26 protein-coding genes are annotated in these 22,360 nt (G+C 73.1%); 7 read left to right on the forward strand and 19 right to left on the reverse strand.

Annotated features, from left to right (window positions below):
- Positions 1–12 precede the first annotated feature (12 nt).
- Entirely contained in the window at positions 13–408 is a 396-nt protein-coding gene (locus ACFY3L_RS33595) for a MarR family winged helix-turn-helix transcriptional regulator (RefSeq protein ID WP_389333259.1), read from the forward strand.
- Here the strand turns inward: ACFY3L_RS33595 and ACFY3L_RS33600 are convergent.
- The 4 genes from ACFY3L_RS33600 to ACFY3L_RS33615 all read right to left on the reverse strand — a co-directional run bounded on the left by ACFY3L_RS33600 (position 390) and on the right by ACFY3L_RS33615 (position 4,060).
- Positions 390–1,088 carry a class I SAM-dependent methyltransferase gene (locus ACFY3L_RS33600; RefSeq protein ID WP_389333262.1) on the reverse strand — a complete coding sequence of 233 codons (699 nt, stop codon included), beginning with the start codon at positions 1,086–1,088 and terminating at the stop codon, positions 390–392. The two genes, ACFY3L_RS33595 and ACFY3L_RS33600, sit on opposite strands and share 19 nt — an antisense overlap.
- 413 nt (positions 1,089–1,501) lie before the next feature.
- Complete coding sequence (locus tag ACFY3L_RS33605) at positions 1,502–2,029, reverse strand: hypothetical protein (RefSeq protein ID WP_389333265.1); 528 nt, start codon at positions 2,027–2,029, stop codon at positions 1,502–1,504.
- A gap of 79 nt (positions 2,030–2,108) precedes the next feature.
- Positions 2,109–3,371, reverse strand: a complete 1,263-nt coding sequence (locus tag ACFY3L_RS33610) for a sensor histidine kinase (RefSeq protein WP_389333268.1) — start codon at positions 3,369–3,371, stop codon at positions 2,109–2,111.
- Entirely contained in the window at positions 3,368–4,060 is a 693-nt protein-coding gene (locus tag ACFY3L_RS33615; protein ID WP_389333271.1) for a response regulator transcription factor, read from the reverse strand. Before ACFY3L_RS33615 ends, ACFY3L_RS33610 begins: the two co-directional genes overlap by 4 nt.
- 49 nt (positions 4,061–4,109) lie before the next feature.
- On the opposite strand from ACFY3L_RS33615, the gene ACFY3L_RS33620 reads away from it, so the two are divergent.
- Positions 4,110–4,598: a hypothetical protein gene (locus tag ACFY3L_RS33620; protein WP_389333274.1), complete on the forward strand. Its 489-nt coding sequence runs from the start codon at positions 4,110–4,112 to the stop codon at positions 4,596–4,598.
- 942 nt (positions 4,599–5,540) lie between these two features.
- Here the strand turns inward: ACFY3L_RS33620 and ACFY3L_RS33625 are convergent.
- Positions 5,541–6,413 carry a LysR family transcriptional regulator gene (locus tag ACFY3L_RS33625; RefSeq protein ID WP_389333277.1) on the reverse strand — a complete coding sequence of 291 codons (873 nt, stop codon included), beginning with the start codon at positions 6,411–6,413 and terminating at the stop codon, positions 5,541–5,543.
- Positions 6,414–6,488: 75 nt separating this feature from the next.
- Here ACFY3L_RS33625 and ACFY3L_RS33630 point away from each other — a divergent pair, with 75 nt between their 5' ends.
- Complete coding sequence (locus ACFY3L_RS33630) at positions 6,489–7,211, forward strand: hypothetical protein (RefSeq protein WP_389333280.1); 723 nt, start codon at positions 6,489–6,491, stop codon at positions 7,209–7,211.
- A gap of 39 nt (positions 7,212–7,250) precedes the next feature.
- On the opposite strand, the gene ACFY3L_RS33635 is transcribed toward ACFY3L_RS33630, so the two are convergent.
- From ACFY3L_RS33635 to ACFY3L_RS33665, 7 genes are all read right to left on the reverse strand, one after another.
- Positions 7,251–8,036: an endonuclease/exonuclease/phosphatase family protein gene (locus ACFY3L_RS33635; RefSeq protein ID WP_389333528.1), complete on the reverse strand. Its 786-nt coding sequence runs from the start codon at positions 8,034–8,036 to the stop codon at positions 7,251–7,253.
- A 171-nt stretch (positions 8,037–8,207) separates the two neighbouring features.
- Positions 8,208–8,924, reverse strand: coding sequence for an alpha/beta fold hydrolase (locus tag ACFY3L_RS33640; RefSeq protein ID WP_389333283.1), 717 nt, complete (start codon positions 8,922–8,924; stop codon positions 8,208–8,210).
- A gap of 100 nt (positions 8,925–9,024) precedes the next feature.
- Positions 9,025–9,663: a hypothetical protein gene (locus ACFY3L_RS33645; protein WP_389333286.1), complete on the reverse strand. Its 639-nt coding sequence runs from the start codon at positions 9,661–9,663 to the stop codon at positions 9,025–9,027.
- 125 nt (positions 9,664–9,788) lie between these two features.
- On the reverse strand, positions 9,789–10,877 hold the full coding sequence (locus ACFY3L_RS33650; RefSeq protein ID WP_389333289.1) for an amidase family protein: 1,089 nt from the start codon (positions 10,875–10,877) through the stop codon (positions 9,789–9,791).
- Positions 10,878–11,002: 125 nt separating this feature from the next.
- Positions 11,003–11,833 carry a GDSL-type esterase/lipase family protein gene (locus ACFY3L_RS33655; protein WP_389333531.1) on the reverse strand — a complete coding sequence of 277 codons (831 nt, stop codon included), beginning with the start codon at positions 11,831–11,833 and terminating at the stop codon, positions 11,003–11,005.
- On the reverse strand, positions 11,833–12,342 hold the full coding sequence (locus tag ACFY3L_RS33660) for a hypothetical protein (RefSeq protein WP_389333292.1): 510 nt from the start codon (positions 12,340–12,342) through the stop codon (positions 11,833–11,835). The genes ACFY3L_RS33655 and ACFY3L_RS33660 overlap by 1 nt, the downstream gene beginning before the upstream one ends.
- Positions 12,329–12,838, reverse strand: a complete 510-nt coding sequence (locus tag ACFY3L_RS33665) for a GNAT family protein (protein ID WP_354892993.1) — start codon at positions 12,836–12,838, stop codon at positions 12,329–12,331. The genes ACFY3L_RS33660 and ACFY3L_RS33665 overlap by 14 nt, the downstream gene beginning before the upstream one ends.
- 176 nt (positions 12,839–13,014) lie before the next feature.
- Between ACFY3L_RS33665 and ACFY3L_RS33670 the strand changes: the two genes are divergently transcribed.
- On the forward strand, positions 13,015–13,440 hold the full coding sequence (locus ACFY3L_RS33670; protein WP_389333297.1) for an SRPBCC family protein: 426 nt from the start codon (positions 13,015–13,017) through the stop codon (positions 13,438–13,440).
- A 6-nt stretch (positions 13,441–13,446) separates the two neighbouring features.
- On the opposite strand, the gene ACFY3L_RS33675 is transcribed toward ACFY3L_RS33670, so the two are convergent.
- Both ACFY3L_RS33675 and ACFY3L_RS33680 read right to left on the reverse strand, forming a co-directional pair.
- Complete coding sequence (locus tag ACFY3L_RS33675) at positions 13,447–14,454, reverse strand: LLM class flavin-dependent oxidoreductase (protein WP_389333300.1); 1,008 nt, start codon at positions 14,452–14,454, stop codon at positions 13,447–13,449.
- 141 nt (positions 14,455–14,595) lie between these two features.
- Positions 14,596–16,473 (reverse strand): Calx-beta domain-containing protein, encoded by a 1,878-nt coding sequence (locus ACFY3L_RS33680; RefSeq protein WP_389333303.1) that lies wholly within the window; start codon positions 16,471–16,473, stop codon positions 14,596–14,598.
- Positions 16,474–16,717: 244 nt separating this feature from the next.
- Between ACFY3L_RS33680 and ACFY3L_RS33685 the strand changes: the two genes are divergently transcribed.
- The gene (locus tag ACFY3L_RS33685) at positions 16,718–17,482 is read left to right on the forward strand and encodes a VWA domain-containing protein (protein WP_389333306.1); all 765 of its coding nucleotides are present in this window, start codon (positions 16,718–16,720) and stop codon (positions 17,480–17,482) included.
- Here ACFY3L_RS33685 and ACFY3L_RS33690 read toward each other — a convergent pair.
- The 5 genes from ACFY3L_RS33690 to ACFY3L_RS33710 all read right to left on the reverse strand — a co-directional run bounded on the left by ACFY3L_RS33690 (position 17,475) and on the right by ACFY3L_RS33710 (position 20,525).
- Positions 17,475–18,023: a hypothetical protein gene (locus tag ACFY3L_RS33690; RefSeq protein WP_389333309.1), complete on the reverse strand. Its 549-nt coding sequence runs from the start codon at positions 18,021–18,023 to the stop codon at positions 17,475–17,477. The genes ACFY3L_RS33685 and ACFY3L_RS33690 overlap by 8 nt on opposite strands.
- Positions 17,936–18,445 (reverse strand): hypothetical protein, encoded by a 510-nt coding sequence (locus ACFY3L_RS33695; RefSeq protein WP_389333311.1) that lies wholly within the window; start codon positions 18,443–18,445, stop codon positions 17,936–17,938. The genes ACFY3L_RS33690 and ACFY3L_RS33695 overlap by 88 nt, the downstream gene beginning before the upstream one ends.
- A gap of 102 nt (positions 18,446–18,547) precedes the next feature.
- Entirely contained in the window at positions 18,548–19,063 is a 516-nt protein-coding gene (locus tag ACFY3L_RS33700) for a gluconokinase (RefSeq protein WP_389333314.1), read from the reverse strand.
- A gap of 271 nt (positions 19,064–19,334) precedes the next feature.
- Positions 19,335–20,060, reverse strand: a complete 726-nt coding sequence (locus ACFY3L_RS33705) for an SDR family NAD(P)-dependent oxidoreductase (protein WP_389333317.1) — start codon at positions 20,058–20,060, stop codon at positions 19,335–19,337.
- 81 nt (positions 20,061–20,141) lie between these two features.
- Positions 20,142–20,525 (reverse strand): hypothetical protein, encoded by a 384-nt coding sequence (locus tag ACFY3L_RS33710; RefSeq protein ID WP_389333320.1) that lies wholly within the window; start codon positions 20,523–20,525, stop codon positions 20,142–20,144.
- A 114-nt stretch (positions 20,526–20,639) separates the two neighbouring features.
- Here ACFY3L_RS33710 and ACFY3L_RS33715 point away from each other — a divergent pair, with 114 nt between their 5' ends.
- Complete coding sequence (locus ACFY3L_RS33715) at positions 20,640–21,638, forward strand: GNAT family N-acetyltransferase (RefSeq protein WP_389333323.1); 999 nt, start codon at positions 20,640–20,642, stop codon at positions 21,636–21,638.
- Between the two features lie 206 nt (positions 21,639–21,844).
- Positions 21,845–22,354 (forward strand): hypothetical protein, encoded by a 510-nt coding sequence (locus ACFY3L_RS33720; RefSeq protein ID WP_389333326.1) that lies wholly within the window; start codon positions 21,845–21,847, stop codon positions 22,352–22,354.
- Positions 22,355–22,360 lie beyond the last annotated feature (6 nt).

Raw genomic sequence — 22,360 nt, forward strand, 5'->3', positions numbered from 1 at the left:
AGGATGCGCGGCATGAAGTCGCAGGCTGCGCTGATCGAGCACTGGCGCTCGCTGCTGACCAGCTACAACGAGGTCGCAAGCCACTTGGAGCGCGCCCTGTCGGAGACGCACGGGCTGAGCATGAGCGAGTTCGAGATCCTCGACCGGCTCGTCGCGCAGCAGTGTGAGAAGCGCCGCATGCAGGACCTCGCCGCCGACATGTACCTCAGCCAGAGCGCCCTGTCACGGGCGGTCGCACGGCTGGAGAAGAGCGGCCTGGTGTCGCGCGCGCTGTGCGAGGCCGACCGGCGGGGCGTGTTCGTGACGCTCACCGCCGAGGGTCTGCGGCGCCACACCGCCGCCCGGGAGACCCACCTGGCGGTGCTCGCAAGCCACTTGCAGGTCGGCAGTCAGGACACCCGACGGTAGTAGGAGTTGACCGCCGGCTGGCCGGTGTAGTTGGCGCCCGCCTTGTCGTCGGCGCCCAGGTACTCGTACGGCAGCGCGACGTCACCACGGTCGTCCCGGCCGATCCTGCGGCGGCGGCCGTCGTAGTTGAACCCCGCGTCCCGCAGGTGTGTGGCGAGCCGCCGCCCCGCGGGGCGGCCGTCCTCGAGCCGCACGCTGTCCAGGTCGATGTCCGCGACGAGCCGGCCACCGCCGGTCAGCCAGCCCGCCGCCCTGGTCAGGAGGCCGAGCTTGTCGCCCACGTAGTGCAGGCCGTGCACGCTGGTGATGAGGTCGAACCGCCGGTCGGGCTTCCAGTCGGCCACCGACGCGGTGGTCAGCCGCAGCCACGGCACGTCCGGCGCCGGGTCGAACATGTCCACCAGGTCCACCCCGTGGACGAGGACCCGGTCCCCGACGCCGGCGGCGTCCAGCCGCTCGGCCGCCTCGACCAGCGCCCGCCCCGTGCCGCAGCACAGGTCGAGCCACGCGACGGTGTCCGCCGTCCCGGTGACCGACACCAGCGGCAGGAGCGCGTCGACCGGGTTGAACCCCAGCTCGCGGTCGTAGCTGTCGACCCCGGCGAGTCCGCGCCCGCGGTTCATCGCGGAGTTGGCCACCACTGCCGAGCCGGCGAGCGTGTCGTCATCGAGCAGGGTCACCGGACCATGATCGCAACCATCCCCCACGAAGCCAACACCGCGCCGCCCTTCACGCACCCTCGCCCGCCGCTCCGTCTCGTTCTTTGGGACGACTCCCCTACCGCACCGCTGCAATCCGCGTGCAGAGATCGTCATCCGCGGCGTACAAGAGAACCTGCACTGTCCTGAGATGTGAGACTGATCGGCAGCAGCCGCCTCCGGGAACGAGCCCGTCGACCAGATCCGAGCCGGCGAAGGCTATGGACACCCGGCAATCAACTTGCCCGCGTCCGTCCGGCTGATCCGCGAGCCGCACGATGCATGGGCGAGCCCGTCCGGAACGTCGGCTCCGGGGGGCGGTCACCGCACCGTGGCCCCACGGCGTCGGCGCCGCTGGATGTGAGCGGCGCCGACGGGGGGTGCGGCCGGGTGGGTCAGCGGCGGCCGCCGTGGTCGTCGCCCGCGTCGTGACCGGCGCCGTCGTCGGAGCCGTGGCCGCCGCTGCCGTGGTCGTCGCCCACGTCGTGACCGGCGCCGTCGTCGGAGCCGTGGCCGCCACTGCCGTGGTCGTCGCCCACGTCGTGACCCGGGCCGTCGTCCGAGCCGCCGCGGTTGCCGGAGCCGCTACCGCTGTTGCCCGAGCCGCTGCCCGACTTGCCGGAGCCCGACTTGCCGGAGCCCGAGTTGCCCGAGCCGGTGGTGCGGTTGCCGCCGTGGTCGTCGGCGGACGGGGAGGCTGAGGCGGAGGGGTGGTGGCCGTGGTCGTCCATGGAGGCCGACGGCGAGGCGGTCGGGTCGTCGCTGGAAGCCGACGGGGATGGCGAGGCGCCGTCGTCGGTCGACGGCGACGCCGAGACCCGGGCGGGACGGCCGTCGTTCGACGGGCCTGACGCGGCCAGGGCCGTGCCGCCGATGGCGAGGGCCGTCGTGACGGTCGCGGCGATGATGATGATTTTGCGCATGTCGTGCACCTCCGTGGTTGTGCTGTGCTTGCACTGACCACGGTGCCGGGCGCGGCGATAGCGGGGGCCTGTGGCAACCCTAAGGTTCGGTTAACGCGCTCAGCGTCACCGTGACCCGTGCGCCGCCGAGCGGTGATCGGTCCACAGTGAACGTTCCGCCGGCGGTTTCCGCGGTATGGCGGGCGATGTCCAGACCGAGACCGGTGGATCCCGCGTTGCTGACGCCACGGGCGCCCGCGGACGGGTCGAAGCCGGCGCCGGCGTCCTGGACGGTGAGGACGCGGCGGGAGTCCAGGGTGACCGCGAGAGCCACGCCCTCTTCCGTGTGGGCGAAGACGTTGCCCAGCAGGGCGTCGACGCAGGCTGCCAGTTCGGTGGCGGAGACGGCGACGGGCAGCGGGCCGGTCGGCAGGCTCGTCTCGACGGGGCGGCCCTGGTCCTCGGCGAGCACGGTCCAGAAGCGGACCCGCTCGGCGACGACCGAGGTCGCGTCGCAGGACGGCATGTCACGCTCGCGGCGGGCGTCCTCGATGACGGTCGTGACGGCCCGGTCCAGCGCGGCCACGTGGGCGAGGATGCGGTCGGCGTCGGCGGGGTCGCGCAGGCCTTCGGCGTCCAGGCGCAGGGCGGTCATCGGGGTCCGCATGCGGTGCGAGAGGTCCGCGACGCGCTCGCGTTCGGACTGCAGGAGGTGGCGGATGCGGGCGGCCAGACGGTTGAGGGCGGTGGCGACCGCGCGGACCTCCGGCGGCCCCGACGATGCCGGCGCCCGGCGGTCGAGGTCGCCGCCGGCGAGCGCGTCGGAGACCGAGACCAGGGAACGGATCGGGCGCACGACCATGACGGCGAGGCGGTCCGCGACGGCGACGCCGAGGGCGAGCAGGCCGGCGCCGAGCAGCGCGAGGACCAGCCACGCACGGGTCACGCCCTTGCGCAGTTCGTGGAGCGGCACGAAGACCCGGATGACCGCGGTGCCCTGTGCGAGGCCCTGCACGGCGACGAGGACCTCGCGGCCCGCGGCGTGCTCGACGGAGAAGCTGCCGGACCGGGCGGCGAGGCGCACCGCCGGCGTCCGGTCGGTGAACGGCCCCACGACGGTGCCGTCCGGCTGGTACACGCTGACCGGCCGCGAAGGGTCGACGTTGAGCTGCTCGACGGCGAGTCGCACCGACTGCGGGTCGGCGGTGGCCACGAGGATGCCCAGGGACTGCGCCTGCGTCATGGCGACCGAGACGGCCCGGTCCGCGGCGACGCCGCGCAGCAGCAGCGCGAGCGGGACCAGGAACGCGAGCAGCACCAGCGTCATCGCGGCGGCGACGAGCAGCGCCAGGCGCCACCTCACCGCTGCAGCCCGTACTTGACGCCGACGCGGCGGACGGTGTGCAGGCGGCGCGGCTCCTGGGCGGTCTCCCCCAGCTTGCGGCGCAGCCACGACAGGTGGACGTCGACGGTCTTGTCGGCCGTCGTGTACGGCACCTGCCACACCTCGGTGAGCAGCTCGCGCTTGCCGACGACCTCGCCGGCGCGGGTCATCAGGTGGTACAGCAGGTCGAACTCGCGCGGGGTGAGGTCCAGCGGCGTGCCGTCGAGGGTCGCGGTCCTGGCCCGCGGGTCGATGCGCACCCCGTCGACGTCGAGCGCGGGATCCCGTTCGGGTGCGGACGGTCCGCCGTCGGCGCGGCGCAGCACGGCGCGGATCCGGGCGTCGATCTGTTCGGCACCGTACGGCTTCACGACGTAGTCGTCGGCGCCGGCGTCCAGGGCGCGGACCATCTCGCCCTCGGTGCGCCTGGCGGTGACCACGATGATCGGCACGCGGCTCACCGCCCGGAGCATCCGCAGCACCTCCCGGCCGTCGAGGTCGGGCAGGCCGAGGTCGAGCAGGACGACGTCCGGCGCCTCCGCGACGGCGAGCTTGAGCCCGTCCATCGCGGTCGCGGCGGGCACGACGACGTGCCCCCGCTCGGTCAGCGCGCGCACGACGCCACTGCGGATGGTCCCGTCGTCCTCCACCAGCAGCACCTTCGCCATAGCCAGAGGTTAACCATGCCTTAGCGATCGGCAGTGGATAGTGGTGTACATGTTGACGACGTTGCACCGCCGTTGGGCCCTCGCGGGTGGCGCGTGGCTGGCGACCGTGGCCGCGGCGACCGCCGTGGCGACCGGCGCCGTCGGATCGATGCGGCAGGGCATCTCCGGCACGTCGGACGCACCGTACAGCGAGGCCAGGGTCGACGCGCTGCTGGCCGGCACCACGACGGGCCCGGCCACACCACCGGTCACGCCGGACGCGACGCCGAGCCAGGCGGCGAGCCCGACCGCGGGCGAGGGCGGGGTCGTGCGGGCCCTGACGACCTCGGGCGGGACGATCGTCGCGGTGTGCGACGCGGGGCTGGTGACGCTGCGGTCGTGGACACCCAACCCGGGCTTCGAGACCGACCACGTGCAGCGGGGCCCGGCGGCGGCCGCGTCGCTGCGGTTCAAGGCGCGCAGCGGCGGCGGCGACGTGCGCGCCGAGGTGACCTGCGCCGGCGCCGAACCCCACCTCACCGTCACCGGCGACGACTGACCCCTCCGCGGCATCGACGCCTGTACGCGCGGCGACGGCCGGCCACGTGCCGGCCGGCGACCGTACGTCGCTGAACGGCCGGGCGCGACCGTCTCGACCACCTGGCGCACCGCCTGCAAGCCCCGTGCGACGACAACCGACGGCGGTAGGACAGCTGAACGCCCGCCGACGACGACCGTCTCCGACCGGCAGCGCCGCGGCTGCAAGGCCGATGCAACGACGCCCGACGACCGTACGACGGCTGGGCGCCCACCGCGACGACCATCTCCTACCGACCGGCGCGACTGGCGCAAAGCCAGCGCGCCGACGGCCGCATGGCGTCTGACCGCCCGGCGCCACGAGGCCCGGGGCTCTGCGCGGCGTCAAAGGTCACGGTCACAGCGCCTCGGCAAGGGCGCGGACCGGCGGGGTGAACGAGCCACGGACGGCTTCCGCGACCGCGCAGCGGACGAGCGCCGGGCGCCACGAGGACCGGGGCCCTGCGCGGCGGGACAAGTCGCGATCACAAAGCCTCGGCGAGAACCCTCGCCAACGGGACGAGCCAGGGACGGTCTCCGTGACCGCACGGCGGATGAACGATCGGCGCGACGAGGGCCAGGGCTCTCCGCAGCGGACGAGCGACCGGCACCACGAAGACCGGGCCCTGCGCGGCGGGACAGGTCGCGATCACAGAGCCTCGGCGAGAACCCTCGCCAACGGGGCGAGCCAGGGACGGTCTCCGTGACCGCACGGCGGGATCGACGCGACGAGGGCCAGGGCTCTCCGCGGCGGACGAGCGACCGGCACCACGAAGACCGGGCCCTGCGCGGCGGATCAGCAACCGGCACCACGAAGAGCGGGGCTCTGCGTAGCGGACGAACGACCGGCACCACGAAGACCGGGGCTCTGCGCGGCGGACGAGCGACCGGCACCACGAAGACCAAGCCCGTGCGGCGGAACGAGTCAGGATCGCAGGGCCTCGGCGAGGGCGCGGGCCGGTGGGGTGAGCGAGCCGTGGACCAGCTCCGTGCGGTGCACGAGTCGCGGCTGCGTCACCGGGACGCCGGCGACACCCGGGTGGGTCAGCGGGCCGGGCAGCAGCGCCAGCCCCGCACCAGCGGCGACGAGTGCGAGCAGCCCGCCGGTGTCGGTGCCCTGGTAGGCGAACCCTTCACGGAACCCGCCGGTGTGTGCCAGCGCCCGCAGCTGCGGCAGCGGCGTGGCGACGTCGGGCGCGTCGATCCACGTCGCGTCGGACAGGTCGGCGAGGCCGACCGAGGTGCGGCCCGCGAGCGGGTGGCCGGCGGGAAGGGCGACCAGGGCGGCGGACTCCGCCAGTACCGACGCCGCGAACTGCCCTGCGTCGGGCAGCGGCAACGGGTCGCTGGGCGCCGTCACGCCGTCGACGAGTCCGACGTCGAGCGTCCCGGTGGCGACGCCGGTGGCCACCGCGTCGCGGCCGGCCAGCAGCAGCGTGAACCGCACGCGGGGCATGGCCCGCTGCACCGAGGCGAGGACCGTGGCGGCCCTCGCGCTGCCGGCGAACGGCGTCGCGCCGAGCACGACCGTTGCGGCGGGCTGGCCCGACAGGCGGGTCACGTCGGCGCGGGCGGCGCTCAGCCGCAGCAGGATCGGGCCGGCGTGCTCGAGCAGCCGCGCGCCCGCGTCGGTCGGCGCGACCGGCCGCCGGTGCAGCAGTGTGGTACCCAGGTCGGACTCGAGCGCGGCGATCTGTTGCGACACGGCGGACTGCGTGTAGCCCAACTCCTGCGCCGCGGTGGAGAACGACCCGGCGCCCGCGACGGCGACGAACGTGCGCAGCAGGTGCGGATCCACGCCATCAGTATTGCTTATCCTGCTACCCGGATCAGTTGTTGGACTGATGTACGCCGGTCACGGGACAGTGGACGAATGACAGCGACCCGCACCGCCCGCATCGCCCTGGTGGGCGACCGCTCCCCGCACGTCCGTTCCCACACCCGGATCCCGGGCCTGCTCGACGTCCTCCGCACGCAGCACGGCATCGGCGCCGACGCGTACTGGATCCCGACACCCGACGCGCCGGCGACGGACCTCGCCGGGTTCGACGGCATCTGGCTGCTGCCGGGCAGCCCGTACCTCAGTGAGGCGGGCGCCCTGCACGCCGTGCGGGTCGCCCGGGAGCACGACATCGCGTTCCTCGGCACGTGCGGCGGGTTTCAGCACCTGCTGCTGGAGTTCGCCCGCACGGTCTGCGGCATCGCCGACGCCCGCCACGGCGAGTCCGACCCCGACGCCGGGCGGCAGTTGATCGTCCCCCTCGCCTGCTCGCTCGTCGGCCACGAGGGCGCGGTCAACCTGACCCCCGGCTCGCTCGCCGAGCGGGTCTTCGGGGTCGAGCGGTCCATCGAGCGGTACCACTGCGCGTACGGACTGGACCACGCCTTCCTGCCGGAGCTGACCCGGCACGGGCTGCGGTTCACCGGCTTCGACGACGACGGTGAGGTGCGGGTCGCGGAGCTGGCCGGCCACCCGTTCCTGATGGGCACCCTGTTCCAGCCCGAACTGGCCGGCGACGGCTCCCGCTGCCACCCGGTCATCCGCGCGTTCGCCGAGGCCGCCGTCTCCGTCGCCGCCCGGTCGCTGGTCTCATAGCCGCCGGCGGCCGGCCGGCCGCGCGGGCCGGCGGCGCCTTCAGCGCAGGTCGGCGACGACGGCGAAGTGGTCCGACGGCCAGACGCCGTCATGGGGGACGGTGCCGGCCAGGTGGACGCCCTCGACGGCGCCGCGGCCCGGGCCCTGCAGGCCGACCAGGACGTAGTCGATCCGGGCGTTCGGCGTCGCGTGGCAAGTGACGTGCGGGTTGCGGCGGTCCCAGGTCCACCCTGGGTCGTTGCGGCTGTGGTACCGCCACGCGTCGACCAGCACCAGGTCCGGCACGACCGGTGCGGTGAGGTGTCCGCCGACGCGCCGCATCTCGTCGGACTCGGGTTCGGCGTTGAAGTCCCCGGTGAGCACCGGCGGGTGCTCCGGGACGCGGTGCTCGGCCACGAACGGCACCAGCCGCTCGACCTGGGCGCACCGGCCGGCGGAACCGCCAGGCGTGGAGTCCAGGTGGGTGGTGAACACCGGCACCGGCCCGTCGGGAGCGTCGATGCGGGCGTGCAGGACCGTCCGGCCCTCGCCGCCGAGGTCACCGATCGCGGTCGCACCGATCGGCCACCGGCTCAGCACCGCGTTGCCGACGTCGATGGTGGTGTCGCCGACCCGGTCGTGCCAGCGGCCCGGCATCGGCGAGCTGCTGTACGCCCAGTGCATGCCGAGCTCCTCCGCCAGCAGCTCGACCTGGTGCTCCCCGCCACGGACCGCCCAGGCCTCCTGCAGGCAGCACACGTCGGGCCGCTCGGCCCGGAGGGTGGCGAGGATCGCCTCGTGCCGGGCCCGCCAGTCGCCGAACCGCCACCACACGTTCCAGGTCATGATCCGCACCGGGCGATCGTAGATCACCGATCCCGCGGGCGGTCTTCGTCAGCGCAAGGTGGCGAGGTTCAGCGCAAGGCGGCGGGCAGGGGTCACCGCAGCGCGGCGAGGATCAGCGCAAGGCGGCGGGTGGGGACCAGCGCGGGGTGGTGGGCGTCAGCCGGGTGAGGGTCAGCGCAGTGCGGCGAGGACGGGCAGGAGCGCGGCGGGGTCCTCGACGTGGGCGTTGTGGCCGAGGCCGGGAAGGTCGACCGGCTCCGGGACGAGCGCCGCGAGCTGCTCGTGGCTCACCATCTGGTCGTGCTCACCCCGGGCGAGGACGACCGGGACCCGCGCGGCGGCCAGGAGGGCGGCGACCCCGGGCTCCCCGACCGCGAACGTCCGCGGGTCGTGCGTGCTCCGCCAGCCGTCGCCGTCGCGGGTCACGGCGGCGTCCGGTGCGTCCTCTCTGAGGCCGACGAGCCCGGCGACGCGTTGGAAGCGAGTTGCGGCCTCCCCGCGGGTGGGGTGGATGATCGGCGGCTTCCTGGCGATCGCCGCGGCACGGTCGAGCTCCTCGGCGGTCCAGGCGACCTTGATGCCGAGCCCGAGGACCGCCCGCACGCCGGGCAGCCCGGCGAGGTGCAGGCCGATCACCCCGCCGAACGAGTGCCCGACGACGACGGTCCCGCGCGGGTCGACCAGCCCGGCGACGGCGTCCGCGACCCCGGCGAACGTGTACTCCTCCAGCCACCCCGAGCCGCCGTGGCCCGGCAGGTCGGGTGCCACCCATGCCGTGTCGAGGAGGGCGGTCAGGTCGTCCCACACGTCGGCGGTGGCGCCGAGGCCGTGCAGGAGCAGGATCGCCGGGGTGCCGGAGCCACCGCGGAGCACTCGAAGGTCGGTCACCCTGACAGCATCCCCCACGACGGCGCCGCCGCGGTCCGGCGACCACCCGCGCCCTGGATGAACGGGTGGCGCGCTCCCTGGACGGATCGGGTGGCGGTGGCTATCGGGTGGTGGCGTATGCGAGCAGGCGCGGGGTCGCGACGTCGTTCCAGGTGGCGGTGAGGGTCGGGGCGCCGGGAGGGGTCGAGGCGTCGTCCTTGAGGACCCTGAGCACGGTGAGGTCGTGGGAGCTTGTTGCGATGCGGGTCGGGTCGGCGTCCTCCACGTGGAGGATGTCGGTGATGTCCGGGGCTCCGGCGCCGGTGTGGCCGCTGCCGGTGGCCTGGACGTCACTCGGGCGGGCCTGCCGGACGCCGTCGACCTCGAACTCCTCGGTGGCCTGGGGTTCGGCGGTCAGGATGATGCGGGCGAGGGCGGCGGCGTAGACGGGGTCGCCGGTTGCGTCGTACACCCACCTGGGGCCGAGGACCGAGTGCTCGGTGGTGCCGACGAGCCAGCGGTCGGCGCCGGCGAGAGGCGCGCCGCGGTAGGTGAGCGGGACCTGCAGGACCGGTCCGTCGCCGGCCTGGACGAGGATCGTCTCGATGCCGACCTCGCCGGCGGGGTCGTCGAAGCGGAAGGCGCCGACCTTCGCGACGCCGGGTGCGGAAGGGCCGGCGTACCAGGGGCGGGTGGGCAGCCACGCGTTGAGCAGTTCGAGTTTGGTGGGCGTCAGGTCCGCCCGGTGCAGGAGCGCCATGATCGCATCGTAGTGGCGGCGGTCGTTCTGTTCGGGGCGGCACCGATCCACCTGCCCTTGTCGCAGGAACGCCGACGGGTCGGAAGGACCTCAGCGAAGACCAGGAACGCAGCCGATGGAGAACCTCAGGCCAGGGGGCGCGCGGCCAGGGCGAGCAGGCCCAGGTCGTGCCCGGGTGGTGCGATGACGGCGAGCCCGGCCGGCGGCGTCGAGGACGTCGGCACGGAGACGCTGGGCAGCCCGTATGCGCTGGCGGGGACCGCGCACCGCAGCGTGTCGCGGCGCCACGTGTCGCGGGCGGAGGGGCTCAGGTCGCGGGGGTGGCCGGGGCCACCGGCCGGCAGGACGAGCCAGGCGTCGCGGTCGGCCAGCAGGTCGAGCAGCTCGGCCCGCAGCCCCGCGAGGAACGACCGGGCCGCGGCCTCCTCGGCTGCGGTGACGGAGGCGCCGAAGCGGAACCGGTCCTCGACGTCGACGGCGAGCGCCCGCGGGTGCGCGGTGATCCATTCGCCGTGCGCCCGCCACGCCTCGGCCGCCTGCACGCGCCGGAAGGCCAGCAGCAGCGGGTCGGGATCGTCCCAGGTGGACAGCGTGACAGGCGAGACCGGCAGGCCGAACAGGGAATCCCCCGGCAAACCAGGCACCCCGCCGGGCGCGAGCAGGCGCGACGGCAGCGCCGACGGTCCCGGCGGCAGCAGGACGGAGCCGACGAGGGCCAGGTGCGAGGCGGTGGCGGTGATCCAGCCCACGGTGTCGAACGACGGCGCGAGCGGCAGCACCCCGTCGGTGGGGACGACGCCGTGGGTGGGGCGCAGGCCGTACAGGCCGCAGCAGGACGCGGGGACGCGGATGGAGCCGCCCGTGTCGGTGCCGAGGCCGATGTCGGCGTGGCCGGTCGCGACCGCCGACGCGGGGCCGCTGGAGGAGCCGCCCGTGACGAGGCCGGGCGCCAAGGGGTTGGGCGGGGCACCATAGTGGACGTTCGTGCCCGAGAGGGAGTAGGCGAGCTCGTCGGTGTGCGCGATGCCCTGGATGAAGGCGCCCGCGGCGCGCAGCCGGGCGACGGCGGGGGCGTCCGCGGCGGCGGGCAGGGCGGACGCGAGCCACGTGGGGTTGCCGCCGCCGACGGCGAAGCCGGTGACCTCGAAGAGGTCCTTGACCGCGACCCGCAGGCCGTCGAGCGGGCCGTGCCCGGTGGCATGGGCGAGCGGCATGCCTTTCACCCGCCACACCGAAGGGTCCGCGGACATTCCCGTCGCCTCCCGCCTGCCGCCGCAACGTCGCGGCGGGCCGTTGATGAGCGTAGCGCCCAGGCGGAGAACGCACAGGGGGTCGGACCTCACCAGTCCGGCGGGCCGGGCCAGGTCGCCTTCGCCAGAGCGTTCTGCCCGGCGGAGTTGGGGTGGAAGAAGTCCTGCGCGACCACCATGTCGAGGGTGAACGCGACCCGGTGCGCCGCCCCGCCGTCGTCCCTGCACCGGGGGCCGTAGGCCGTGCAGGCGGCGGCGAGCTGCGTGTTGTACGCGTCGACCCGCGCACCGAACGCCTTGCGCCGCGCCACGTCCGCGGGCGCGGTGGAGGTGGGCGCGGCAAGCAGCGCCTGGCAGATCCCGAGCGACCATGCCTTCACCGCGACCGGGCTGGTGTGCCCGACCTCCCAGAGCCGGTTGATGTCGGGGATGCTGACGACCAGGACGCGCGCCTGCGGCAGGCCCTGCTTGAGCACGGCGAGGGCGTCGTCGACCTGCCGGCGGAACGTGTCGGCGGGCGTCATGTCGCCGAGGGCGGGGCGGCAGGCGTCGTTGGCGCCGATGAGGATCGTGACGTAGGCGGCCTTCGCGCTGACCGCGGCCCGGGCCTGCCCGGCGAGGGCGTCGGCACGGGCGCTCCCGGCGGCGGCGTTGGTGGCGCGCAGCCCGGGGTTGTTCTTGACCAGCCGCCGGTAGTGGCTGTCGACGCGGGTGCCGTCGCCGGTCGACCACGAGTTGCGCGGGCACGGCGAGGGCGCGAGGCACGACGCGAACGCGGTGGTGAGCGAGTCACCGAGCGCGGCCATGGACATGGGGCCGGACGACGGAGCCGGGCCGGCGGGACCCCCGCCGCCCTCACAGGCGAGCGCGAGGACGACGAGCGCGGCGAAGAGCACGTTGCGCGCCCAATTGACGACGATCAGCACATGGTAGCGTGCAGGCGCTTCAGCAGCGACATCTCCAGCTCCTCGGGCAGCTGGAAGAAGCCGTCCCCGGTGAGCAGGCGGTGGTGCTCGTTCGGCCGGTAGGACATCGGCACCAGCGCGCCGTCGCGCACCTCCACGCTCCCGATGACGTCGCACGAGGGGACGTCGCCCAAGGGGTCGGGTGTGCGGGCGTCCAGCAGGTCCACCCAGCCGTGCTCGCCGACCTCGGACGCCTGCTCGCGGATGCCGGGCACCACGAAGACGTCGTCGGCGATCATCTCGTGCAGGAAGCGCACGAACGCCGGGTTCTCCTCGAAGTGGTCGGGCTGCATCGCGCTGAGTCCGCCAGGGCCGTCGACGCCGACGGCGAGGAGCCCGACGACCGCCTCCGGCGACAGTCCGTACTGCGCGGCCTCGTCCGGCTCGAGCGGTGACACCAGATGGCGCAGCCGCTCGCCGACGTACACCTCGTACACGAACAGCGAACGCTTATCGGTCCCCACGGAGCTTCCCGTAGACGAGGACGTCGCGCCAGGCGCCGTCGCGGAACTCCGCGGAGCGCAGGATGCCCTCGCTGAGGAACCCGACCTTCTCCAGGGCCTTCTGCTCCGGGATGTTCTCCGGCTGCGTGCGGGCCTCGATCCGCGGCGCCGCGCTGTTGGCGAACAGGTAGTCGCACAGCAGCGTCTGCGCGCGCCAGCCGACGCCGCGGCCGCGCCACTCCGGCAGCAGGATGATGCCGATGCTCCAGTACCGCGACCAGCCGGTGCCGGTCGCCTCCCAGCTGACGTAGCCGGCGGCGGTCTCGTCGGCCTCGACCATCAGCCGGCCGTCGTGCTCGCCGAGGAAGCCGTCCTCGGCGAAGCGCCTGGCCGGGCCGGTCGGCTCGCGGTAGCCGGACCAGGCCGGGCCGGCCAGTCCCGGCTCCGTCACGAACCGGCGGAACATCCCCAGATCGCTCTCGACCACCGGTCGCAGCCGCACCCAGGTCTTATTCAACGTTGCCTCACCTCGCCTCGGAGAACCACCGAACGGGCCACCGATGTCAGCCGGCCGCCTGCGCGCGACGCGCAAGATCGTCCGTAATCCTCGCCGATGATCGGGGCCACCGCCATCCGACCAACCGCCGGGAAAGGCCAACCGACGGTAGATCGGCCACGCTACCGTCTGAGCCCATGTCCGTCGATGCCTTCGCTCACACGTTCCTCGTGCACGCCCCACCGGCCCGGGTCTTCGACCACCTGGCGGACCCGCGCTCGTACGTGGGCCTGTCGCCGCTCGTCGTGGCCGTCCGCGACGTACGCACCGACGGTGACCAGGTCAGCTACGTGGCTCTCGAACGGTTCCGCTTCTGGACGAACCGGATCCGCGTGACGATGACCCTCGACCCGGCGGCACCTGCGGTGGTCAGCGACGTCGTCTCCCCCGGCCGGGTCCGGCTGCGGGCGGCGGTCACGCTGACGCCGTCCGGGACCGGGACCGAGGTCACAGAGATGATCACGGTCGACTCGCCGTCGTTGTTGCGCCGGTACGTGCTGCGAACGGCGAGGTCCGTGCAGCTGCGGCGGGCCGCCGAACTGACCCGCCGCATGGCGTCCTAGCCGGGCCTAACGGGTCAGGTGCGCCGCGACGTGCTCGCGGACCAGGGCGAACGACCGGGCGCGGGCCTCGATGTCGTACACCATGCAGGTCAGCATCAGCTCGTCGGCCTGGGTGCGGTCCAGCAGCTCGGTCAGCTGCGCGCGGACGGTCTGCGGTGAGCCGAGGGCCTGGCCGTCACGCCGTTCCAGGACGAATTGGCGTTCGCGGTCGCTGTACGGGTAGGCCGCCGCCTCCTCCGGGGTCACCATGGCCTCGGGCCGGCCGGCGCGCAACCGCAGGAACGACAGCTGGCTCGGCCCGGCGAGGAACTCGGCCTCCTCGTCGGTGGGGGCGCAGATGGCGCTGACGGCGACCATCGCGTAGGGGGCGTCGAGCCACTGCGACGGGCGGAAGCTGTCGCGGTAGAGCTTCAGCGCGGCGAGGGTGTTGACACTGGAGAAGTGGTGCGCGAACGAGAACGGCAGGCCGAGCAGGCCGGCGAGCTGGGCGCTGAAGCCGCTGGAGCCGAGCAGCCACACGTCGGGCTTGTCACCGCGCCCGGGTGAGGCGAGGATGCGCTGCCCGGCGTCGTCGCCGGTGAAGTAGGCGATGAGGTCCTGCAGCTCCTCCGGGAAGTGCTCCGCCGACAGGCCCTCCATGGTGCGGCGCAGCGCGAGCGCCGTGTGCTGGTCGGTGCCGGGCGCCCGGCCGATGCCGAGGTCGATGCGGCCCGGGTGCAGCGCCTCGAGGGTGCCGAACTGCTCGGCGACGACGAGCGGCGCGTGGTTGGGCAGCATCACACCGCCGGAGCCGACGCGGATCGTGGACGTCGCGGCGGCCAGGTGCGCCAGCAGCACCGCGGGCGTGGAGCTGGCGATCGCGGGCATGTTGTGGTGCTCCGCGACCCAGAACCTGCGGTATCCGAGCGCCTCGACGCGTCTGGCCAGCTCCGTCGTGTTGCGCAGGGCATCGCCGGCGGACGCGTTCGCGGCGCGGGGCGCGACGTCAAGGACGGAAAGCGGAATCTCGGTCACAATTCATGGTCAACAACGCCGGGCCCCCGGATGTTCCCGGAGGGCCGGACCGTGTGACGCGGCGCTGGTCGTACACCTGCCGCAAACGCCGGCAGGAGCGGCCCGCCCCGTGCGAAGGGACGGGCCGCGCTGCGGTGACGGTCAGACGCGGCAGGGGTTGCCGGTCGGGTGGGCGGCAGTGCCGTGGATGTCGGCGTGCGCCTCACCGATGACCACGTCGGTCAGCAGGGTGTCGAGGACGACGGCCTGCCGGGTGACGCTGGTCGGGGTGGTCGTGGTCGCGTTGAGCCGGAGCGAGCCGACCACCAGCGGCACGGTGAGCGGCGCGCTGCCGACCGTGACCGCGACGCCGTTGATCTTCAGGTACGCGATGCTCGACGACCCGCTGAGGACCGGCGCGAGGCCGCCCGGGCCGGACGCGCAGGTCGCCTTCGCGGTGGCCTGGATGAGCCCGAGCTCGATCGTCGTCGGGGCGAGGCCGCCGATGGTGATCTTCACCGACTCGACGGTGGCCTTGGCGGTGCCGTTGTCGCCGGCGGCGGGTGCGGCGTCGAGGTTGCCGGGGGTCAGCGCCGTGCCCGCGGCCAGGGTCTTCGACTCGACCCGGATCAGCCCGGAGTCGAGGGTGAGCCGGGCGAGGACCTTGCTGTCGTCGGCGCACGGCACGTCGGCCGGGTTCGCCGCCGGCGAGGACAGCGGGCCGACCCGCAGGACCTGCGCCGCGCAGGAGAACGTGCCGTTGCGGTCGGCGTCGACGATGGTGCCGACGCCGGTGCCGTCGACGATCGTGGCGCCGGCGGCCGCGGACAGGTTGACGGTGAAGGTCTCGTCGAGCTCGTCGACCGCGTCGTTGGTGACCGGCACGGTGACCGGCCTGCTGGTCTGACCCGGCGTGAACGTGACCGTGCCGCTGCCCGCGGCGTAGTCGGCGCCGGCGGTGGCGGTGCCGTCGGCCGTCGCGTAGCTCACGCTGACCGGCGACGTCGGCGGGCCGGAGAGCGAGACGGTGAACGTCGCGTTGCCCACGTTCTCGTCGACGACGACGTCGTTGATCGACATGGTCAGGACGGTGACCGACAGCGTCTGGACGAAGGCCGGCCCCTGGCTGACCCCGTCGACCTGGAAGTCGACCTTGCAGGTGTACGTGCCGGGCGCGGCACTCCCCGCCACCGTGACGTGCTCGATGAAGTCGGCGGTGGCACCGCTGTCGACGGTCTTCGCGGCCGGGTCGAACGTCACCGACAGGTCGGCGTCGCAGTCGAACAGGGCCGGGGTGACCTTGACCTGGATCGCCTGGACGCCGGCGAGGATCGCGGCGCTGACCTGGCCGGCGGGCACGTTCGGCAGGTACACGCCGCCGGTGCCGGACGTGATCGCCTCGGCCTGGCCGCCGGCGTTCATGTTGCCGATGTCGACGGCGACGACGCGGATCTGCGCGGCGTTGAGCGCCGCGACGGTGTCGGCGAGCCCGTGGCCGAGACTCGGGTCGTGCGACGAGGCGTCGCCGAAGACGACGACGATGCGGGTGCCGCCGTCACGGAAGTGCACGGCGCCGTTCGCGAGCTGGAACAGCGCGTTGATGCCGTCCTCGGGCAGGTCGCCGCCGCCACCGGCGACCCACTGGTCGATGCCGGCCTGGACCGCCGCCTGGTCGGCGGTGACGTCCTGGCGGACCGTGAACGGCGCGGAGTCCTCGAAGTCCTTGTACTCGGCGACGCCGAACCGCGCCTGCGGCTGCGCGGCGGCGATCTGCGCCATGACCGCTGCGGCGTTCGTGCGCACGTCGGCGATCGGCCCGGTCATGCTGCCGGTGGTGTCGGCAAGGAAGACGATGTCGGGCTTCGGCGGGACCGGCGCGGTCTCGACGTGCTTGGCGATGTCGGCCGACTGGCCGGGTCCCAGCGTCAGGCTGACACCGGGCGGGGTGGCACCCGGAGCGGCCTGCGCGGCGGTGGCCGTCGCGAGGACGGTCACCGCCCCTGCGGTCAGCACCAGGCTGAGTAATGCCGCGAGTTTCACGTGCTCCTCCTGCGATGGTCGGCGGTTGCCGAGGAGAAGCAAACAATGGCGCCGTCCGCGCGAAACAGGACTTGCCGACCGGGCGAACGTCGGATAAGAAGCGCTCAGCCTCCCCTACGAATTCACTCCTGTGAGTGGCTGTGGACCGGGTTCCACATTCAATTCAGTCCTCCGCCCGGGTGTAGGAATGCCGACACCCCCGCAGGAGTTACCGTGGTCCTACTTTCGTACAGGGGGTGGCGTCATGGCCGGGAAATCGCAGCTGACCGCGGCGCGGGCGGTGCCGCTCGTCAAGGAGCCGTCGGGTGCGCCCGCGGTCAACCTCGCCAAGGTGCGCGAGTCGGGCCACGTCGACCTCGCGAAGCGCGCCGACAAGGCCGGCCTGGCGCTCAGCAGGCGCGGGCTCGGCGGCATCCGTGCCCAGGCGATGCTCGTGCTGGACCACTCCGGCTCGATGCGCGCCGACTACAAGTCCGGCGCGGTGCAGACCCTCGTCGAGCGCGCCCTCGGCTTCGCCCTGCAGATCGACATCGACGGCACCGTGCCGGTCGTCCCGTTCGACACGAAGGTCCTGCCGACGGTCGCCGTGACCGTCGACAACTACAGCGGCGTCGTCGACCGCGAGATCCACCAGGGCTGGATGGGCACGACCAACCTCGCCGACGCGCTCGCCGTGGTCCTCGACGAGGCGACGCGGACGACGGCCCCGATCTTCTGCATCGTCGTGGCCGACGGCGGGCCGGACAGCAAGCGCGCGACGACCAAGGTGGTGTGCGAGCTGTCGCGCTACCCGGTCTTCCTGAAGCTGCTCGCCGTCAAGCCCGTCGAGTACTTCCAGACCCTCGACGACCTCGACGACTCCAAGCGCCTGCTGGACAACGTGGACACGAAGTACTCGACCGAGGCGCTCGACCTGCTGACGTGCAGCGACCTGCAGTTCGCCGAGGCGATGGCCGACGAGTGGGACACCTGGGTCACCGCGGCGACCGCCGCCGGCATCCTCACGTGAGGCTCTTGAGGGTCACACCACGAGACCCAGGCCCATGATCAGCACGATCGAGACCACGGAGATGATCGTCTCCATCGCCGACCAGGTCTTGAACGTCTCCCCCCACCGTCATGCCGAAGTACTCCTTCACCAGCCAGAAGCCGGCGTCGTTGACGTGTGACAGGAACAGCGAGCCGGAGCCGATCGCCAGGGCGAGCAGGGCCGTGTCGGTGCCGGAGAGCTGGGCGAGCAGCGGGGCCATCAGGCCGGCGACCAGGTCGCTGACCTTCTGACGGCTGAAGCCGCGCAGGTGGCCGAACGTGATCAGGGCGACCAGCACGGCGAGGAGCAGGGCGACGAACGGGTCGCCCAGGACGTCCAGCACCGTGCGCAGGCGGTGGCCCTTGTCGAGGGTGATGCCGGCGATCGCGCGGCCGAGCATGAGCGCGACCGGCAGCAGGATGGTGGCCAGGGTCAGCACGAAGCCGGGGCGGGACGCCGGCCGCTCGTCCTCCGGGCCGTCGAGGTCGTCGCCGACGGCACCCAGCGCGCTGGGCTCCACCGCGTCGTCCGCCCGGTCCGACGCGCGCTCCGCGACTCCGACGCCGGCCGGCGCATCGGTCCTCGCGTCGGCTTTGGCGCCGGCCGTCGTATCGGTCCTCGCGTCGGCTTTGGCGTTGGCTTTGGCGTCGGTGCTTGTGGCGGTCTTGGCGTCGGTGCTTGTGGCGGCCTTGGCGTCGGTGTTGCGGCGCGTGCTGCGGTGCGGATGCCGAAGGCGGCCACCAGGCGCGCCGGTGGGGTGGGGTTGACGAAACGGCCGATCCAGATGCCGTACAGCGGACCGGCGACGATCACCGTCGGGATGGCGACGAGCAGGCCGTAGGCGAGGGCCTGCCCGAGGTCGGCGTGCAGGGCGTCGATCGCGATCAGCGCGGGCCGGGGTGCGGCGGGACCAGGCCGCGTGATCAGCACGACCACGACCACGACCGCGATCGCTACCAGGGTCCACGTGACGAGCCAGGTGTCGTGTGACGTCCAGTCGATGGCGGCGGCCCTTTCTCGGCGCCGGACGCGGCGGCGCTGGTCTCAGTGCAGGCGCGACCTCAGCACGATCTCGTCGACGATCTGCTCGGGGGTGGCGGCGATCGACACCTCCAGGACGTCCTCGTCGGGCTGCGGCGGCTCCAGGGCGGCGAACTGGCTGTCGAGCATCTCCACGCGCATGAAGTGACCGTGGCGGGCCGCGAGCCGGCGCGTGATCAGCTCGCGGGAGCCATCGAGGAACACCAGCCGCACCTGCGGGCGGCCTTCGCGCAACTGGTCGCGGTACTGGCGGCGTAGCCCAGAGCACGACACGACCCCCGGGGTGCCCTCGGCGGCGAGCTCGTCGATCCAACGGCCGATGGCCGCGAGCCACGGCGCGCGGTCGTCGTCGGTGAGCGGCTGCCCCGCCGCCATCTTGGCGACGTTGGCCGCCGAGTGGAATTCGTCGGCCTCCGCGTACCGCCAGCCGAGCTTCCCGGCGAGCAGCGCCCCGACGGTGGTCTTGCCGGTGCCGGCAACACCCATCACGACGATCACTGGAGGCGGGCTGTCCGGCATGGCGACACCGTACCCAAGCGACCGGTTCACCACACACAGCGGTTATCGCTGTCGATCTCCCGTCGATCGTGGTGCTGGCACGACCTCGCTGCCGGCGTGGTGGGGGTGGCCGGCGCTGCTCGTCGGCCTGGTCCGGGTCGCGGTGATCAGCCTGGCGTTGCTCGCGGCGCGGAGGCCAGACGACGAAGGCCAGACGACGGAGGCGGGACGAGATTCGAGGCGGGCCGGTCGGTGGTCGTCGCCGACCGGCCCGTTTCCTGCTGCTGTGCGGTCAGGACGCGGCCATCGCCACCAAAGGGGGGAAGTGACGAGCCACGACCTGCTTGGCGACCGTGGCCGGGTCGGCGATGTCGCCGACCCGGTGGCGTTCGACGAGGCGGGCGTGGCCGGGAAGGCCCGTGCCGCGCTCGCGGAGGGTCCGCTGCATCTGCGTCTCGATGGCGCCGGGGTCGACGATCTCCACCGTGCAGGAGCGGCTCGCCGCCTCGCTGACGCAGCGCATGAACGCCTCTGCGCCTGCCTTGGTCGCGCAGTACGTCGCCCAGCCCGGGTAGCTGCGGTGCGCCGCGGAGGAGGCGACGTAGACGATCCGCAGGCGGGGGGCCTGGTCGTGGGCGAAGGCGGACAGGAAGGTGTTCGTGAGCAGGATCGGCGCGACCAGGTTGACCTGGACCGCGGCGAACACGTCCTCGGGGGCCAGTTCGCCGACCAGGCCGATGGGTTCGACCGTCGCGGCGTTGTGCAGCAGGACGACCTCGTCCTCGGGTGTGGTCCCGCCGACGAACGCGGCCAGCTCCGCCTCCGTCGGGAGACTGACGGCCTCGGCGAGGTCGGTGGAGCGCAGCCGTACCGACGCCGGATGCCGCGCGGCGAGCGCCTGGTGCTCTGCGGGGAAGGTGCGGGCCAGGCCGAAGACCCTGGCACCGTCGGCTTGCAGCGCGTGGAACAGGGCCGCGCCGAGCCCTCTTGAGGCGCCGGTCACGATGACCGAGCGCATGCGGGTAGCGTCCGCGGATGCGGACATGACATCACTCCAACCGTGTCGAGGTGACAACAACGACGAGGGTGGGAGTTCGGTCTACGTGCGCCAGACCTGCAGCACGGAGCGGACGGGCGTCTGGCCCGTGCGGGCGCCCGCGGACGGCTCGACACCGGATGCCGGCACGAGCTGCGCGATGACGCCCGTGGTGAGCTGCGCGGCCTGGTGGGTCGCGACCTCGGGGGTGTCCACCTGCTCGCCCTCGGCGTGCAGCATGAGGGGCTGCCGCTCGTCGTCATCCGATGACGACTCGTGGTTGTGGTGGCCGGCGGCGGCGGGCAGGTGGCTGGGCGTGAGGAGCTGGTGGACGATCCCGGCGTGGGACGCCGGCGAGCCGACGGTGGCCCCGAACAGCATCGCGAGGACCAGGGCGAGGACGCCGACGACCCAGCCGGGCGTGCGTGCCCGCGTGAGTCCGTCCAAGGTGCGCCCCTCCCCGGTGATGCCCACCGCCATCATGGCCCAACGGAGCGCTTCCCGGAGTGTCGCGAATTTGCCAGCATCCGCGAAATTCAATTTCACGGATAGGGTACGCAGGTGCTGGTTCGAGCGGTCGCCGAGGGCGACCTGTCCTGGTTGCAAGAATTGCTCACCAATGCATACGGCGCGGTCCACGTCATCACGGGAGAAAACGGTCGCGATGCCGACCGGCTGCCCGGCCTGGTAGCCGAAAGTACAACGGGTGAACGGGTGGGTCTTCTCACCTATGAGATGGCCGCGACGGGCATGGAAATCGTCACGCTCAACGCCGTTCGTCCACATGCTGGGATCGGGACGGCGTTGCTGGATGCCGCCCGGGCGGTCGCGGCCGACGCAGGCTGCGGCCGGCTGTGGCTCATCACCACCAGCGACAACCTGGACGCGCTGCGCTTCTACCAGCGGCGGGGGCTGCGGGTCCGGGCCGTGCACCCCGGCGCCGTGCAGCGGGCCCGCTGCCGCAAGCCACAGATCCCCGAGGTCGGCGACTTCGGCATCCCGCTGCGCGACGAGGTGGAGCTGGAGCTCCCGCTGCGGGACGAGGAGGCGTACGTCCGGCCGGGGACCCTGAGCGACGTCAAGCCCGTGCTGGGGCTGATGGACGGCGCGACCCGCTGGCTCGTCGGGCTGGGCCGGACCGGGCAGTGGGGCACCGAGCCGCACTCGACCAACCCGCGCCGGCTGACCGCGATGATGCGGTGGGTGCCGCAGGGCCACCTGCACGTCGCCGAGATCGACGGCGCCGTGGCGGGCGCGATCGTGGTCGGCGAGGCGCCGGAGAACATCCCGGTCGTCTACGAGCCCGAGCTGTACGTGAACCTGCTCGTCACCGACCGCGCGCGGCAGGGCCGGGGGCTGGGCGGGACGCTGCTGGACCACGCCCGGGTGCTCGCCGTGCGGCGCGGGATCGGGCTGCTGCGGGTCGACTGCTACGCGGGCGACGACCAGGCGCTGGTCGGCTGGTACCGCCGGCAGGGCTTCACCCCGACGGAGACCTTCACGGTCCGCCTCGCCACCGGCGTCGACTGGCCCGGCCAGGTACTGGAGCAGCGGCTCTGAACGACGAACGACGAACGACGAGCAGGCGTACCGGAAGTGGTCGGACAGCCGGCGGACCCAGGTGCCGAGGGTGCCATCCCGACGTGCCGATCAGCATCACGCGGAACGGTTACCCAGAAGTGGCCCTTCGGCTGACTCGGACGCCCGCCTTCCGTGAGATCGTCCGGCGTCGTTGTTCTGCAGATCCGTCACGGGGAGCGTCCGCCATGCCAGTCATCACCCTGCCGTCCGCCCAGGTCGCGGCCGGCGCCGGCCACCTGCCGCCGGTCTGCCCCCGGCACGGCGACCCCGCCGTCGAGCAGCGGGCGATCAAGCTCCTCTCCAAGCCCCCGGCGTGGGCGGCGATCTTCATTCTGGGCGGCGGCATCCTGTACCTCATCATCGTGCTCGCGGTCCGTAAGACGGTGAAGGCGCCGGCGTGGCCGTGGTGTGCCACCTGCGGCGCGCAGCGCAAGAAGCTCCTCGCGATCGGCCTGCCCCTGCTCGCCGTGGGCCTGCTTCTGCTCTTCGGCGCCATCGCGATGAACTCCGACTCCAGCGCCGTGCTCGCCCTGCTCGGCATCGTCGTCCTGATCGCCGGCACCATCGTCGCGGCCCGTGGTGGCGTCCTGCCGGTCACCGGCGCCCTGGTCTCCGGCGACGGCCGGTACGTCGAGATCAAGAACGGCAGCGACCGCTTCCTCATGGCCCTCCACCAGGGCCGCGCCCGCGTCTGAGGACTG

It is taken from the genome of Dactylosporangium sp. NPDC000521 (assembly GCF_042898305.1).
Classification (GTDB): Bacteria; Actinomycetota; Actinomycetes; order Mycobacteriales; family Micromonosporaceae; genus Dactylosporangium.